Origin of the sequence: Nitrobacter hamburgensis X14, from assembly GCF_000013885.1 — a bacterium.
GTDB classification, from domain to species: domain Bacteria; phylum Pseudomonadota; class Alphaproteobacteria; order Rhizobiales; family Xanthobacteraceae; genus Nitrobacter; species Nitrobacter hamburgensis.
This window is the reverse complement of record NC_007964.1, coordinates 3,571,200-3,586,374: the sequence shown is the minus strand read 5'-3', so window position 1 is coordinate 3,586,374 and position 15,175 is coordinate 3,571,200. Positions and strand designations below refer to the sequence as shown.

Below are 15,175 nucleotides of genomic sequence, written 5' to 3'. Positions count from 1 at the left end.
GCAATGACGAATAAACGGTTCATGTTGGCCTTTATTGCCCCAGCCGTTCGATCAGCGCCGGCGCGTGGACCTGGTCGGCCTTGTAGTTGCCTGTCAGCGTATACATCACGATGTTGACGCCGGCGCGGAAGGCGAATTCGCGCTGACGCGGTTCGCCCGGCGAGAGCGGCAGCATCGGCTGGCCGTCGGGTCGCATCGCCCATGCGCCCGCGAGATCGTTCGAGGTGATGATGATCGGCGAGACGCCGTCGCCGCCGCGCGCCGGCCGCGTCGCCGCCTCGTCATCCTCGTTGCGCGGTAGCGCCTCGACCCAGGTCTGGCCGGTGGTGAAGCGGCCCGGAAAATCGTGCAGCAGATAGAACGTCTTGGTCAGCACATGCTCGTGCGGCACCGGCTCGAGTTCGGGGACGTCGAGCGATGAAAGGATGATGCGCAGTGCCTGCATCCCCGGCGTCCTGGATTCGCCGCCCTCGCCCGGCAGCGCGTCGATCGCATCGCGGGTATCGAACAAAACGGTGCCGCCGTGCTTCATGTAGGCGTCGATCTTGTCGAGGGCGCTTTGCGACGGCTTCGGCACGCCGGGCACGATCGGCCAGTAGATCAGCGGGAAGAACGCCAGTTCGTCGCGCGCCGGGTCGACGCCGACCGGCTCGCCGGCTTCAAGCGCCGTGCGTTGCGCCAGAAACAATGTGAGCCCGCTCAACCCGGCCTTGACGATGGTGTCGACGTCGGCGTTGCCGGTCACGACATAGGCCAGCCGTGTCTGCGAGGTGGCTTTCATCGCGAACTCGTCGCTTGCGCTGTCGGCGCGCGACGGTGAGGGTGCCAAGACAACCGCTGGCAGCGCCAGCGCGAGCAGCAGCGCGGCATGGGCGGTGCGGCGACGCAGCAATGCGGCGAGGCCGCCACCAAGCAGCGCCACGATGATGGCGTCGATCAGAAACAATGCGAGCGACGAGGACAGCAGGATGCCCCGGAGATCGTGCGGTTCGGCATTGGTGAAGCTCGCCCGCCGCGCCGTCAATGCAGAGGTATCGAGCGGAACGATCCGGTCGGATGCCGCAAGCGTGTTGACGGCAACCGGCCCGTCGGCGGGTCCGTAGAATCCGGGCGGGTGCTCGATCGTGCCGCGGCCGCGGTAGTCGACCGGCAAGGGTTTGGCCGTGGAGGGAGGCGGTCCGAAAGCGCCGAAGCCGTCGAGCGTCCGCAGGGGGGCGACGGTTTCCGCCTTGGCGTCAGTGTTGGCGGTCTTGCCGGTGTTTGCGGTGTAGCCGGAGGCATCGACGATCCGCCGCAGCATCTCGACGAAGGTGCCGGACATCGGCAGATCGGACCAGCGCATGTCGGCGCTGATGTGGAACAGCACCAGGAGGCCCTTGCCGCGACGCTCGCCGGTCACGAGCGGCGTTCCGTCGACGAGGGACGCCCAGCTCTTCGCCGCCAGCGCCGCGTCCGGTTCAGCCAGCACCTGCCGGCTGACGGTGACGTCTTTCGGCACCGCAAGGCCCGCGAACGGCCCGTTCGCGGCGAAGGCGGCGAGGTGCTGCGGTTTCTCCCATGTCAGGCTGCCGCCGAGACTGCGGCCGCCGTGCCGTAATTTCACCGGCACCAGGTCGTCTTCGGCCTGCGCCAGACGCGGCCCCGCGAACCGCACCAGCACGCCGCCGTGGTCGAGCCAGGTGTCGATGCGCTGGCGCAGTTCCGGCGACAGCGCGCCGACGTCGGCCATCACGATCATCGGCAGTTTCTGATTCAGAAACTGGGTGACGACCTCCTGCGGGGCGCCCTTGTCGCCGAGCCGCACATCGGCGAACGGCGCCAGCGCGCGCGTCAGATAGAACGTCGAGGCGAGCAACGGCTGCGCCGTATCCGTGCTCGATCCGCTGACCACGCCGATGGCGCGGCGGCGCCAGCGCTTGTCGAGCAGTTGCACCGCGCCCGCGGAGCGTTCGCCCGCGATCTCCAGCCGGGCGATATCGTTGCGCAACTCCAGCGGCAGGTCGAACGCGGCTTCGGTTTCGCGGCCCTGCGGCGGAAACACATAGCGCGTCTCGCCGATCGGCGACCCCTTCTGATCGAGCGCCCGGACGACGCCTGTCGTCGGGCCGTTCGCGGTGGCGCGCAGCACCTTCACGGTCATCCTGGCCGCGGCATTTTCCGCTGCGATCAGCGCATGCGCCGGCGGCGCGCCGCCCTCGAAGATGGTCAGGGAACGGTCGCCGATCACCTTGCGAAGGCCGTCGACGAATTCCGCCCCGCGCCCGCTGTCGATGCCGTCGGACAGCCACACGATGTCGCTGTCGCCGGCCGTCTTCAGGAAGCGTTCGAGTGTCGGCAGCGTCTCGACGCGCTCAACCGCGTAGGGCTTCGGCGCAAGCTGCCGCAGCGCCACGCGCGCGGTTCCGGCCGGCATCAGCGTGATGTCGCGCGCCGGCTCCGACAAGGGCACGATGGCGACGCCGCGCCGGTCGCTGTCGGCTTCAGTGATCAGTTCGTCCGCGGCTCTGATTCGCGTCTCCCAGCTCGATGCGGCGCTCCAGCCGTCGTCGAGCAGGATTGTCAGTGGCGCGGTGCTGCGGGCCGCGCCGGCCTTTGGATTCCAGACCGGTCCGGCGGCCGCGAAGATCACCAGCGCCGCTGCCGCAAGCCGCAACGCCGTCAGCCACCACGGGGTGCGCGAGGGCGTTTCCTCCTTCGGCGCGATGTCGAACAGCAGTCGGGTCGGCGGAAAATCGATCCGCCGCGGGCGAGGCGGTACCACCCGCAAGAGCCACCAGAGCAGTGGCAGGCTGAGCAGGCCGAGCAGCATCAGCGGTTGCAGGAACGACAGCGGAAGCGCCGACATCATGCGGTGTGCTCCGCTTTGACCGACGTGGAACCGCCGCCCTTGCTCGCCATCATGCCGCCGTGGAGGAACAGCAGCAGTTCGGCTGCGGAGCGGTCGGTGGTGTGGGTCGAGAACAGCCAGTCGAGCGTCTTGGTCTCGCTGCGGATCTGGTCGCGATGCAGCGCGACGCGGGCCACGTAGTCGCGGGCCCATCGTTCGGCGCGGCCCGCGGTGATCACGCTGCCGTCCTCTGGTTCGACGAACTCGACGCGGCCCGAATAGGGGAACGTCTCCTCGGCGGGATCGACCACCTGCAGCAACGTGCCGTGCGCGCCGGACGCCGACAGCCCGGCGAGCATGGTGGTTATCTCCGCGATCGGCGACCAGAAGTCCGACAGCACCACGATCTGCGATCGCGCCGGCGGTACGAACGACGGCGGCAGGCTGGCGCGCGCAAGATCATCGTGCAGCATCGCCTGCGCCATCCTGTCGATGACGTTGCGGTTCGCGGTTGGGTTCATCAACCCGGGAACGCCGACGCGTTCGCCGCCGGCCACCAGCAATTCGGCCAGCGCGAAGGTCACGATCAAAGCGCGCTCGAGCTTGCTGTCACGCGCCTGTCGGGAGGCGAAGGCCATCGACGCCGAGCGGTCGGGCCAGACCCACACGGTGTGCGCGGCCTCCCACTCGTGCTCGCGGACGTAGAGATGATCGTCGCGCGCGGAGCGACGCCAGTCGACATTCTGCGACGGTTCGCCGGATACGAAACGGCGGTATTGCCAGAAGCTTTCTCCCGAGCCGGCGCGGCGGCGGCCATGCAGGCCGTGAATCACGTTGGCGGCGATGCGGCGGGCTTCCAGCACGAGACGCGGCAACGATGCCGCCAGCGTGCGGCTTTCACCATCGGCACGTCTGACAGCTTCGATTTCCTGCCTGGCACGCTCGGCCGCCGCGACCATCAACCGATCCGCGTCTTCAGTTGCCCGATCACGTCGGAAATGGTGCGGCCTTCGGCGCGGGCCGAGAATGTCAGCGCCATGCGATGCTTGAGTACCGGCTCGGCGAGGTCGAGCACGTCGTCGATCGACGGCGCAAGACGTCCGTCGAGCAGCGCGCGGGCGCGCACCGCGAGCATCAGCGACTGGCTGGCGCGCGGCCCCGGTCCCCACGCGATCAGTTTTCCGGTTTCGCCGCTCTCCGGGCCCGGGCGCGCAGACCTGACAAGTGAAAGGATGGCTTCGACCACGCTGTCGCCGACCGGCAGTCGCCGCACCAGCCGCTGCGCGGCGAGAACGATATCGGCGTTCATTGCGGCCTTCGCCAGGGTTTCCTCGGCGCCTGTGGTCTCGAACAGGATGCGGCGTTCCGCGTCGCGATCCGGGTAGTCGACATTGATCTCCATCAGGAAGCGGTCGAGCTGCGCTTCCGGCAGCGGATAGGTGCCCTCCTGCTCCAGCGGATTTTGCGTCGCCAGCACATGAAAGGGTTTCGGCAGGTCGTGGCGCGCGCCGGCGACGGTGATGTGCTGCTCCTGCATCGCCTGTAGCAGCGCCGATTGCGTGCGCGGGCTGGCGCGATTGATTTCGTCGGCCATCAGAAGCTGCGCGAACACCGGTCCGGCGATGAAGCGAAACGAGCGCTTGCCGCTGCCGCTCTGGTCCAGCACCTCGGCGCCGAGGATGTCCGACGGCATCAGGTCCGGCGTGAACTGGACGCGCTTGGCGTCGAGTCCGAGCGTGACGCCGAGCGTCTCCACGAGCTTGGTTTTGGCGAGGCCGGGAACGCCGATCAGGAGCGCATGACCGCCGGAGAGGATCGTCACCAGCGTGTTTTCGATAACCCGGTCCTGACCGAAGATGACGGTGGAAATCGCGTCCCGCGCCGCGCGAATTTGCTCCGCGACCTGCTCGGCCGAGCGGACGATCACGTCTTCCAGGTTCTCGACGCCCGGTTTCTCGACGCCCAGTTTCTTGACGCCTTTGTCAGGGTCCACAGCCATCCGTCACTCCTTGCGCGAGGCCGCGCCGTTTGCGTCGTCACGCCACGAACTGTTAAACATACGCGAACGCCATGTATTCATTGAATTAAAACTATTCCCACATTATCGGGTTCTCGGGCTATGAGCGGCATCACGAAGTGGCCAGTTATCGGTTCCGCCCCAACCGCACCCAGAGCGCGATCAGCGAAAGTCGATCCCGGTTTTGCGTCCGATAGCGCTCTAAACATCGAAAATACGCATGATCCTCTCGCCAAACCGCTCACACTTTAGCGGATCATGCGCTACTGGGCTTGTGTCCGCCTTTGTGCCAGAACAGGCGACCAACCTCGGGGTAAACCATGGCGAAGCAAGGGCGGTCCGAGAACCTGACACTGGACGGGCTGACGACCGCCGCGCGTGGTGCCGCCGGTTCGCCCGGCAAGGGTCTGCCGCCGGTACATTTGTGGAATCCGCCGTTTTGCGGCGATCTGGACATGCGAATCGCCAGCGACGGCACCTGGTTTTACATGAGAACGCCGATCGGCCGCCCGGCGCTGGTGCGGCTGTTCTCCACGATCCTGAAGCGCGAGGACGGCAAACACTTTCTGGTGACGCCGGTGGAGAAGGTCGGCATCTGCGTCGATGACGCGCCGTTTCTCGCCGTCGAGATGATCGTGGAGCGGGACGAAAACGGCCGCCGGCTCCGGTTCCGCACCAATGTCGGCGACTGGGTACCGTGCGATTTTGGGCATCGGCTGCGCTTCGAGCCCTCGGAGGGCGGCGGATTGAAGCCCTATCTGCACGTTCGGGCCGGCCTCTGGGCCAAGGTGACGCGGGCGCTGTATTACGATCTTGTTGACATGGGCGAGCAACGAATGATCGATGGACGGATGATGTTCGGGATCGAATCGGGCGGCGAGTTCTTTGCGATGGCGGATGCGGAACAGGTGAGGGACACAGGTTGACCGAGCCTATGGAGAAGAAAGGCGCCGCGACCACCGATGCCGGCACCGAGGATTTTTTCGACCGTGCGCGGGCGCGGCTGCGATTCGACATCCCCCCGGGGCTGACCGACGCCGGCATCGCTCCGTCGACTGGCGATCAGGGCCGCGATTTCATACTCCAGGAGACCGCCCGGGAAGAGCCGATGCGGGCGGCGGCGGTACTGATCGCGGTGGTGGCGCGCGACGAGCCGACTGTGTTGCTGACAAAGCGATCGGCCCGTGTCAGCGACCACGCCGGCGAGATCGCATTTCCCGGCGGCAAGATCGAGGCGACCGACGCCTCGCCGGTCGACGCGGCGTTGCGCGAGGCGTGGGAAGAAGTCGGGCTGCCTCGCGACTTCGTCGAGCCGATCGGGTATCTCGATCTCTACGGCACGAGTTTTGGCTACCGTGTCCTGCCCACGGTGGCGCGAGTGAGGCCGGGGTTCGACCTTCATATCAATGCGGGTGAAGTGGAAGAGGCATTCGAGGTGCCGCTGTCGTTTCTGATGAACCCGGACAACCACAAACAGGGTTGGAAGCTGGCCCGCGGCAGGATGCGCTCGTTCTACGAGATGCCGTTCGAGGAACGTTATATCTGGGGCGCGACCGCCGGGATCCTGCGCGTGCTGTACGAGCGAGTCTATCTCAAATGATGCGTCCGGTTCTTATGGAGCTCGGAATCTTCCTGATTCCGTTCGCGATCTATGCGGCGTTCCTTGCCGCTAACCGTGTGGACTTTATGATCGCCGCCTCGTGGCCGGCGCACATCGTCAAGAGGCTCACGCTGGCGGCGCTGCTGCTGGTCGTCGTCAGCTTCATTCTGCTGGCGCGGTTTTCGGGCGCGCCGCCGGATTCGACCTACATCCCGGCGCATGTCGAGAACGGCAAACTCGTGCCCGGAGTCGAGAGGTGACCACGGCCTGCTCGCTAAGCGAAGCGGGCTGGCTGAAATCGGGTCCTGCGGTGCGCGTTCTCGCGCTGCTCGGTGGAAACGGCGAGGAGGCGCGCGTCGTCGGCGGCGCGGTGCGCAACGCCCTGATGGGCCTGCCGGTCGGCGAGATCGACATCGCAACCACGGCGCTGCCCGAGGAGGTGATCCGCCGCGCGGCCGCCGCCCGCATCAAGAGCATTCCGACCGGTATCGAGCACGGCACCGTCACACTGGTCGTCGATGGCCGGCCATTCGAGATCACGACGCTGCGCGAGGACGTCGAGACTTTCGGCCGCAAGGCCAGGGTCGCGTTCGGCCGCGACTGGGCGCGCGATGCCGAGCGCCGCGATTTCACCATCAACGGCCTGTCGGTCGGCAGCGATGGCACGGTGCACGACCATGTCGGCGGACTCGACGACATCGCGGCGAGGCGCGTGCGCTTCATCGGCGATCCGGACCGGCGCATCGCCGAGGATTACCTGCGTATTCTCCGCTTCTTCCGCATCCACGCCGCCTATGGCGCAGGCGAACCCGACCGGGCCGGCTATCTCGCCTGCATCCGCGGTCGCGCCGGACTTGCCACGCTGTCGGCCGAACGATTGCGGGCGGAGATGCTGAAGCTGCTGGTCGCGGAGGGAGCCGTGGAGGCGCTGGTCGCGATGGAGGATGGCGGGCTGCTACTGGCCATTCTCGGCGGCGTCGCCTATCGCGGGCCGCTCGCGGCGATGATCGCCGCCGAGCGCGCGCTGGGGCTCGCGCCGGATCCGATTCGCCGGCTCGCGGCGCTTGCGGTATCGGTCACCGAAGACGCGCGGCGGGTCGCGCAGCGTTTACGGCTCTCCAATGCCGAGGCCAAGCAACTGGATTCGATGGGCCACCGCTGGTGGCGGCTCGGCAGCATGGACGAGGCCACCGCGCGGCGGCGGCTGTACCGGCTAGGAGCGCCGCGCTTCCGCGACCGGCTGATGCAGGCCTGGGCGCGGGCGGGCCTCGGCGCGGATCCGGGGCTGTGGCTAAACGTCGCAACCCTGCCGCAGCGCTGGCAGCCGCCGGCGTTTCCATTGAAGGCGGAGGACTTCGTCGGCCGCGGAATAGCGGCAGGTCCGGCGCTCGGACATGTTCTGACGATTGCGGAAGATGCCTGGCTTGCGGCGGATTTCCCGCTCGATTCCGCGCAGCTCTCGGCGATTGCGGATCAGACCGTCGCGCGTTTCACGCGCGATCACCGGTTGTGAACGTGATCTATGGCCACTTCACCTCGGGCGGCATCGAGGACAGGATCGACTCGACGTTGCCGCCGGTCTTCAGCCCGAAGATGGTGCCGCGGTCGTAAAGCAGATTGAATTCGGCGTAGCGTCCGCGCCGGATCAACTGCTCCTCGCGATCGGCCGCGGTCCACGGCGTGTTGAAGTTGCGCCGCACCAGTTCGGGGTAGACCTTGAGCAGCGCGCGCCCGACATCCTGCGTGAAGGCGAGGTCGGCGTCCCAGTCGCCGCTGTCATGCCAGTCGTAGAAGATGCCGCCGATGCCGCGCGCCTCGTTGCGATGCGGCAGATGGAAATACTCGTCGCACCAGGTCTTGTATTTGTCATAGTCCGCGATGGCGGCATGGGCATCGCATGCCGACTTCATCGCCGCGTGAAAGGCGACGCTGTCGGCATCCTCCTGGGTGCGTCGCCGCATAAGAACCGGCGTCAGGTCGCCGCCGCCGCCGAACCACGCTTTCGTCGTGACCACGAAGCGGGTGTTCATGTGAACGGCGGGAATATGCGGATTGCGCATGTGAGCGATCAACGAGATGCCCGACGCCCAGAATTTGGGATCGGCCTCGGCCCCCGGAATCTGGGCGCGAAACTCCGGCGCGAATTCGCCATGCACGGTCGAGCAGTGCACGCCGACCTTCTCGAACAGCCGCCCGTGCATCATCGACATGACGCCGCCGCCGCCCGGTTGGCCGGTGTGGTCGGTGCGCTCCCACGGCGTGCGGACGAAACGCCCTGCGCTGCCGGGGTAGAGCGAGGCGGGCGCGTCGTCTTCCAGCTTTTCAAAAGCGGCGCAGATATCGTCGCGCAGTTGCTCGAACCAGGCTCGCGCACGGGTTTTATGATCGTCGTACGAGGCTGCCTCCATGGAGGTCTCCTTCATGGGATGAAACCGGCTAGATCACGATGATTTTGGATCGAATCGATCCAAAATCATGAACGTGATCGATTCCAATATTATTTTAGAGCGGGATGCGGGCGGAAAACCGCCACACACTTTTCCTCATCCCGCTCTAGTGGTCCGATTCTAACATTCGCATCCCGTTGCAGCGCGCCTTCTTGCGAATGTTAGAATCTAAGGATCACTAGCAAATATAAGTTGCTAGCGGAGTTTTGAATTTGACATTCGCGTCCGAGACGTGCGGATAGGTGGGTCGCAATGTCAAATTTACTTCACTAGGCATATCGGCGTCCGCTTTTTTGCTAAACTCGTCTGTGCGTCAGGAGTGCACCATTCATGGCTGTGTCCGATATCATGCTTGCGGCGAAGCTAAACGATCAGGCCGAACTCTTCAAAGAGAAGGGTCGCTATACCGAGGCCGAGCCGCTCTACCAACAGGCACTGGCGATCGTCGAGAAGGCGCGCGGGCCCCATCATCCCTCTGTCGCGCTGGCACTGACCGATCTGGCCGAACTGTACAGCGCCCAGGCTCGCTACGCCGATGCCGAGCCGCTCTATAAGCGGTCGCTGGCGACCTGGAAAAGAGCCCTCGGGCTCGATCACCCCGAGGTCGTGCAAACGCTGAACGGTCTGGCCTCCCTGTACAGGACCCAGGGTCGCTACGCCGATGCCGAGCCGCTCTACAAGCGAGCACACGCGATCTTCCACAAGGTGCTCGGCCCCGATCACCCCTCTGTCGCGTCGGCGCTGAGCAATCTGGCCTCGGTCTACAAGGAAGAGGCCCGCTACGCCGATGCCGAGCCGCTCTACGAGCGGGCACTGACGATCCGGGAGAAGTCGCTCGGCCCCGATCACCCCGATGTCGCGTCGGCGCTGAACAATTTGGCCGACCTGTACAGCGCCCAGGGTCGCCACGCCGATGCCGAGCCGCTCTACAAGCGGGCGCTGGCGAAGGGGGGTACCCGCAGTTCTTAGAGCGTTTTCAAGCGAAGCATGTCCTCAGGCTTGACCCGGGGATGGATACCGGTTCGCGTGAAGAAAACGCGTCAAATCAAAAACATAGAGCCCGCTTCTGATTTCATCAGAAGCGAAAAGGCTCTAGATCCGCGGGCCGAAATAGGTGCAGCTTTCGCCGCAACTGTCGCGATGCACGCTGACGCGCGTCACTTGTCCTGCGGGCTGGACATGATCCCAGATGAAGCGCGCCAGATTCTCCAGCGTCGGCGGGCCGAGTCCTTCGACGTTGTTGAGGAGCTTATGATCGAGCTTGTTCCGGACCTCGCCCATGCCGCGTTCGAGCAGGCCGAGATCGAGCACCATGCCGGTCGCAGGATCAGGCGTGCCGCGGACGCTCACCTCGGCGCGGAACGAATGGCCGTGGATTTCCATGCTCGCGGCCCCAAATGTCGTTCCGGGCAGCGAGTGCGCCGCCTCGAAGCGGAACGATTTCGTCAACTCCCACATTCCTGAAAATCTGCCTCTATCTCATCCGAAGCCGCGCATGACGCTTTTATTCATTTGTATCGCGGCTTCGTCTACCTGATCCCCAGTGTCTTGTGCGTCTGCAGGCTGAGCCGCCACTGCGGATGCCGCATGCAATAGTCGATGGCGCGCGCGGTGTTGTCGGCCGCGTCCGGCCCGTCCATGGGCTGCAACGAAAATCGCTCGAAGGCGAGATCCTTGAAGTCCTCGGGCCGGGCACCTGCCTGCGGATAGACCAGCTTGAGTTCGTGACCTTTGGTGACGCGCAAATCCGCGCCGGCCTTCGGACTGACGCACAGCCAGTCGATGCCGTCGGGCGGCACGATGGTGCCGTTGGTCTCGATGCCGATCTCGAAGCCGCGGGCGTGCAGAGCGTCGACGAATGCCTTGTCCACCTGCAACAGCGGCTCGCCCCCCGTCAACACCGCGTAGCGATGGGGGGCCGATCCGGTCCATTGCGCAGCGACGGTGTCGGCCAGTTCGTCTGCGGCGGCGTAGCGCCCGCCCCGCGTTCCGTCCATGCCCACGAAATCGGTGTCGCAGAATCGGCAGATGGCCGAGGTGCGGTCTTCCTCGCGGCCGCTCCACAGGTTACAGCCGGCGAAGCGACAGAATACCGCAGCCCGGCCGGCATGGGCGCCCTCGCCCTGCAACGTCAGAAAAATCTCTTTGACCGCGTAGCTCACGAAATCCTTTCCGGGACAGCCGGCCCTGTCTGCCGCAAAGCCTCGCCCACCGCCATCGCGGCCGCCATGGCGACGTTGAGCGAGCGCAAGCCTGCCTTAACAGGTATCACCAGACGGGCATCGGCGGCCGCTGCGACGGCGTCCGGGACCCCGGCGCTTTCACGCCCGAATAGAAGAATATCGGTATCGGCATAGCGATGGTCCAGATAGGGCAGGGCGCCTCTGGTCGTGAACAGGACCAGCCGTCCACCGTTTGCGGCGCGCCATTGCTGGAATTTTGGCCAGGAATCGTGGCGCACGATGGCGACCTGATCGAGGTAGTCCATGCCCGCGCGGCGGAAATGGCGATCAGAGACCGGAAATCCGGCCGGCTCGATGATATGGGCTTCGACATCGAGGCAGGCACACAGACGGAGAATTGTCCCGGTGTTCTGCGGGATATCGGGTTGAAAAAGCGCAATCCGCATTGGCTCACGGCTCTCATGAAACGGCTTCGCGGCTGCCGGCAGATTTTGTGCACTGCACGAGTGAGCGAGTGAGACCGATAGCGCACTTGCGCTCATCCGGCGAGGGTGCCAATAGAACGGCCGCTCGCAAGATGCATCCCTGGAGTGGTTATACTAATAGCAACAAGACCGTCAGCGGATAAGAAAGGGCTGGAATCGTGACGACATCGTCTTCGGCAGGACAAAGCCGCCGTGATTTCCTTTTTGTAGCAACCGGCGCCGTCGCCGCCGTCGGCGCGGCTGCTGCTGCGTGGCCGCTGGTGGCTCAGCTGAATCCGGATGCCTCCACGATCGCCGCCGGCGCGCCCATCGAGGTCGATCTCGCTCCGATCGCCGAAGGGCAGGACATCAAGGTGTTCTGGCGCGGCAAGCCGATCTTCATCAGCCACCGCACCAAGAAGCAGATCGAGGACGCCCGTAACGTCAATGTCGCAAGCCTGCCCGATCCGGCGAGCGACCAGTCGCGCGTCAAGGAAGGTCATGACCAGTGGCTCGTCGTGATCGGCATCTGCACCCACCTCGGCTGCGTCCCGATCGCCCATGAGGGCGCCTATGACGGCTTCTTCTGTCCCTGCCACGGCTCGGTGTACGACACCTCCGGCCGTATCCGCCAGGGGCCTGCGCCGCTCAATCTTCCCGTCCCGCCTTACGCCTTCGTGTCCGACAGCAAGATCAAGATCGGATAAGGCCAAAAAGACCCGCCCCGAACGCGTCGTTCATTCCTCAGGATCGCATTCAGGATCGCATCATGAGCGGACCATCCAGCTTCCAGCCGCAAAATCCCGTCATCAAATGGATCGAGCGGCGCTTGCCGATCTTCGGCCTCGTGCATTCCTCGTTCGTCGCCTATCCGACGCCGCGCAACCTGAACTACTGGTGGACGTTCGGCGGCATCCTCTCCTTCATGCTTGCCGTGCAGATCGTAACCGGCGTGATCCTGGCGATGCACTACACGCCGGAAGCGACCATGGCCTTCAATTCGGTCGAAGCCATCGTCCGCGACGTCGACTACGGCTGGCTGTTGCGTTATCTCCATTCGAACGGCGCCTCGATGTTCTTCATCGCCGTTTATGTCCACATGCTTCGCGGCCTGTATTACGGCTCCTACAAGGAACCGCGCGAGGTCCTCTGGATCCTCGGCGTCATCATCTACCTGTTGATGATGGCGACCGGCTTCATGGGCTACGTGCTGCCGTGGGGTCAGATGAGTTTCTGGGGCGCGACCGTCATCACCAACCTGTTCTCCGCCATTCCCTATTTCGGCGAGAGCATCGTGACCCTGCTGTGGGGCGGCTATTCGGTCGGCAATCCGACGCTCAATCGCTTCTTCTCGCTGCACTACCTGCTGCCGTTCGTGATCGCGGGCGTGGTTGTGCTGCACGTCTGGGCGCTGCATGTCGCCGGTCAGAACAATCCGGCCGGCGTCGAGCCCAAGACCGCGAAGGATACGGTGCCGTTCACACCTTACGCGACCACCAAGGATGCATTCGGCCTGTCCTGCTTCATCCTGTTCTATTGCTGGTTCGTCTTCTACATCCCGAACTATCTCGGAGATCCCGACAACTACATCCCGGCCAACCCGGGCGTGACGCCCGCGCACATCGTGCCGGAATGGTACTATCTGCCGTTCTACGCGATCCTGCGCTCGATCCCGAACAAGCTCGCGGGCGTGGTGGCGATGTTCAGCGCCATTCTGGTTCTGGCCTTCCTGCCCTGGCTCGATTCCGCCAAGACCCGCTCGGTGCGTTATCGTCCGCTCGCCAAGCAGTTCTTCTGGATTTTTGTCGCGGTCTGTCTCGGCCTCGGCTATCTGGGCGCGCAGCCGCCGGAAGGCATTTATGTGATCGTCGGGCGCATCCTGACGGTGTGCTACTTCGCCTATTTCCTGATCGTGCTGCCGACCCTGAGCCGCATCGAGAAGCCTCGCACTGTTCCCAATTCGATCGCCGACGACGTGTTGGGGAAGAAACGCTATGTGGCCTCGGCCTTGGCGGTGCTCGCGGCCGTCGGATTGCTGGCGCTGGATAGCGGCTCGACGGCGCGGGCGGCGGAGGGGCATGGCCCGCCGGCTCCGTCCTCGCTGAGCTGGTCGTTCGCGGGCCCGTTCGGAAAATTCGATCAGGGCCAGCTGCAGCGCGGCTACAAGGTCTACAAGGACGTCTGTGCGTCCTGCCATTCGATGAACCTGCTGCACTATCGCAACCTGGCCGATCCCGGCGGTCCGGGCTTTTCCATCGCCCAGGCCGAAGCGCTGGCTTCCGAGATCCAGGTGAAGGACGGTCCCAACGACGCCGGCGACATGTTCGAGCGGCCGGGACGTCTCGCCGACAGGCTTCCGGCGCCGTTTCCAAACGAGAACGCCGCTCGCGCGGCCAACGGCGGTGCGGCTCCGCCCGATCTTTCCCTGATGGCCAAGGCGCGCGGCTACGAGCGCGGCTTCCCGCAGTTCATCTTCGATGCCTTTACCCAGTTCCAGGAAAAAGGCCCGAATTACATCTATGCACTCCTGACCGGTTTCAAGGACGAGCCGCCCAAAGGGTTCGCGCTGCCGGAGGGCTCGTTCTACAACCAGTACTTCCCGGGCCATGCCATCAAGATGCCGAACCCGCTGTCGGACGACCAGGTGACGTATGACGACGGGACGCCGCAGAAGGTCGATCAATATGCGAAGGACGTGTCCGCCTTCCTGATGTGGGCCGCCGAGCCGAAGCTGGAGGAGCGCAAGCGGATCGGTCTGCAGGTCATGATTTTCATGCTCGTGTTTGCCGGGCTGCTCTACTTCACCAAGAAGGCGGTCTGGGCCGACGCGCATTGAATTTGTGTGGGACGCGCTGAATCAAAACGGCTCTCTTGCGGGAGCCGTTTTTCGTTTCGGGAACGCGGGCCCGCCGTCAGCGCTTGAACAGGCCCATCACCGCCGATTTCGCCAGCGTGTTGAAATGAAGCTGGAACCCGATCACCGCCGCCGAGGTGTCGGCGTTGGCGTTGATGTCGCCGCCGACGGCATACACGGTGAAGAAATACCGATGCGGGTGATCGCCTTCAGGCGGGCAGGGGCCGCCATAGCCGGCGGCGCCGAAATCGGTGCGGGTCTGCAGCGCACCCTTCGGAAGCTTGCCGCTTTTGGGATTGCCGGCGTCGAGCGTAAGCTCCGTCACCGAGACCGGAATATTGATGACGACCCAGTGCCAGAAGCCGCTGCCGGTCGGCGCGTCCGGATCGTAGCAGGTCACGGCGAAGCTCTTCGTGCCCTCCGGCGCGCCGCTCCAGCGCAGGTGCGGCGACCGGTTGCCGCCCGCGCAGCCGAAACCGAAATCCGCCGACAGGACATGATCCTTGCCGAGGTAGTCGCCGTCCTTGAAACTGTCGCTCACGGCTTTGAACGTCATGATGTCCTCCCGGTTCAGGGTCACGTCGAATCTAGCCCGGATTGCTTGATGCGCAACCGCGTGATCGCAGCGGGTTCGAATTCGCTGCAAAAGCGGCCCGCGCCCGGCCGTGAACGCCCTTGACATCGCGCAATCAGGGTGATGATTTCGCGGCTATGAACACCGTCGCCCGCCTGACCCGTCTCTGGTGGCCCACCTTCTGAAGGTGGCCGGTGCGATTTTGTTTC

General features: G+C 64.8%; 15 protein-coding genes. 7 read left to right on the top strand and 8 right to left on the bottom strand.

The window, feature by feature from the left end; all coding sequences use genetic code 11:
• Positions 1 to 31: 31 nt before the first annotated feature.
• The 3 genes from NHAM_RS16665 to NHAM_RS16655 are packed head-to-tail and all read right to left on the bottom strand — an operon-like array spanning position 32 to position 4,826.
• Positions 32 to 2,845, bottom strand: coding sequence for a DUF4159 domain-containing protein (locus NHAM_RS16665; RefSeq protein ID WP_041359183.1), 2,814 nt, complete (start codon positions 2,843 to 2,845; stop codon positions 32 to 34).
• Entirely contained in the window at positions 2,845 to 3,786 is a 942-nt protein-coding gene (locus tag NHAM_RS16660) for a DUF58 domain-containing protein (protein WP_011511643.1), read from the bottom strand. The genes NHAM_RS16665 and NHAM_RS16660 overlap by 1 nt, the downstream gene beginning before the upstream one ends.
• Entirely contained in the window at positions 3,786 to 4,826 is a 1,041-nt protein-coding gene (locus tag NHAM_RS16655; protein WP_011511642.1) for an AAA family ATPase, read from the bottom strand. The genes NHAM_RS16660 and NHAM_RS16655 overlap by 1 nt, the downstream gene beginning before the upstream one ends.
• 338 nt (positions 4,827 to 5,164) lie before the next feature.
• Between NHAM_RS16655 and NHAM_RS16650 the strand changes: the two genes are divergently transcribed.
• The 4 genes from NHAM_RS16650 to NHAM_RS16635 are packed head-to-tail and all read left to right on the top strand — an operon-like array spanning position 5,165 to position 7,957.
• Complete coding sequence (locus NHAM_RS16650; protein ID WP_011511641.1) at positions 5,165 to 5,770, top strand: DUF1285 domain-containing protein; 606 nt, start codon at positions 5,165 to 5,167, stop codon at positions 5,768 to 5,770.
• An 8-nt stretch (positions 5,771 to 5,778) separates the two neighbouring features.
• Positions 5,779 to 6,444: a CoA pyrophosphatase gene (locus NHAM_RS16645; protein WP_011511640.1), complete on the top strand. Its 666-nt coding sequence runs from the start codon at positions 5,779 to 5,781 to the stop codon at positions 6,442 to 6,444.
• Positions 6,441 to 6,704 (top strand): DUF6111 family protein, encoded by a 264-nt coding sequence (locus NHAM_RS16640; protein ID WP_011511639.1) that lies wholly within the window; start codon positions 6,441 to 6,443, stop codon positions 6,702 to 6,704. The genes NHAM_RS16645 and NHAM_RS16640 overlap by 4 nt, the downstream gene beginning before the upstream one ends.
• The gene (locus NHAM_RS16635; RefSeq protein WP_011511638.1) at positions 6,701 to 7,957 is read left to right on the top strand and encodes a CCA tRNA nucleotidyltransferase; all 1,257 of its coding nucleotides are present in this window, start codon (positions 6,701 to 6,703) and stop codon (positions 7,955 to 7,957) included. The genes NHAM_RS16640 and NHAM_RS16635 overlap by 4 nt, the downstream gene beginning before the upstream one ends.
• Before the next feature lie 7 nt (positions 7,958 to 7,964).
• On the opposite strand, the gene hemF is transcribed toward NHAM_RS16635, so the two are convergent.
• On the bottom strand, positions 7,965 to 8,852 hold the full coding sequence (gene hemF / locus NHAM_RS16630) for an oxygen-dependent coproporphyrinogen oxidase (protein WP_011511637.1): 888 nt from the start codon (positions 8,850 to 8,852) through the stop codon (positions 7,965 to 7,967).
• A gap of 369 nt (positions 8,853 to 9,221) precedes the next feature.
• On the opposite strand from hemF, the gene NHAM_RS16625 reads away from it, so the two are divergent.
• Complete coding sequence (locus NHAM_RS16625; protein ID WP_011511636.1) at positions 9,222 to 9,860, top strand: tetratricopeptide repeat protein; 639 nt, start codon at positions 9,222 to 9,224, stop codon at positions 9,858 to 9,860.
• Between the two features lie 123 nt (positions 9,861 to 9,983).
• Here NHAM_RS16625 and NHAM_RS16620 read toward each other — a convergent pair whose 3' ends face one another.
• The 3 genes from NHAM_RS16620 to NHAM_RS16610 all read right to left on the bottom strand — a co-directional run bounded on the left by NHAM_RS16620 (position 9,984) and on the right by NHAM_RS16610 (position 11,520).
• On the bottom strand, positions 9,984 to 10,349 hold the full coding sequence (locus NHAM_RS16620; protein ID WP_011511635.1) for a 6-pyruvoyl trahydropterin synthase family protein: 366 nt from the start codon (positions 10,347 to 10,349) through the stop codon (positions 9,984 to 9,986).
• Between the two features lie 71 nt (positions 10,350 to 10,420).
• Positions 10,421 to 11,053: a 7-carboxy-7-deazaguanine synthase gene (gene queE / locus NHAM_RS16615; RefSeq protein WP_011511634.1), complete on the bottom strand. Its 633-nt coding sequence runs from the start codon at positions 11,051 to 11,053 to the stop codon at positions 10,421 to 10,423.
• Positions 11,050 to 11,520, bottom strand: coding sequence for a tRNA (cytidine(34)-2'-O)-methyltransferase (locus NHAM_RS16610; RefSeq protein WP_011511633.1), 471 nt, complete (start codon positions 11,518 to 11,520; stop codon positions 11,050 to 11,052). The genes queE and NHAM_RS16610 overlap by 4 nt, the downstream gene beginning before the upstream one ends.
• Positions 11,521 to 11,717: 197 nt before the next feature.
• On the opposite strand from NHAM_RS16610, the gene petA reads away from it, so the two are divergent.
• Both petA and NHAM_RS16600 read left to right on the top strand, forming a co-directional pair.
• Entirely contained in the window at positions 11,718 to 12,245 is a 528-nt protein-coding gene (petA, locus tag NHAM_RS16605; protein ID WP_011511632.1) for a ubiquinol-cytochrome c reductase iron-sulfur subunit, read from the top strand.
• 62 nt (positions 12,246 to 12,307) lie between these two features.
• Entirely contained in the window at positions 12,308 to 14,374 is a 2,067-nt protein-coding gene (locus NHAM_RS16600; RefSeq protein WP_011511631.1) for a cytochrome c1, read from the top strand.
• A gap of 76 nt (positions 14,375 to 14,450) precedes the next feature.
• Here the strand turns inward: NHAM_RS16600 and NHAM_RS16595 are convergent, their stop codons facing one another.
• Positions 14,451 to 14,948 (bottom strand): YbhB/YbcL family Raf kinase inhibitor-like protein, encoded by a 498-nt coding sequence (locus NHAM_RS16595; RefSeq protein ID WP_041359181.1) that lies wholly within the window; start codon positions 14,946 to 14,948, stop codon positions 14,451 to 14,453.
• Between the last annotated feature and the right edge of the window lie 227 nt (positions 14,949 to 15,175).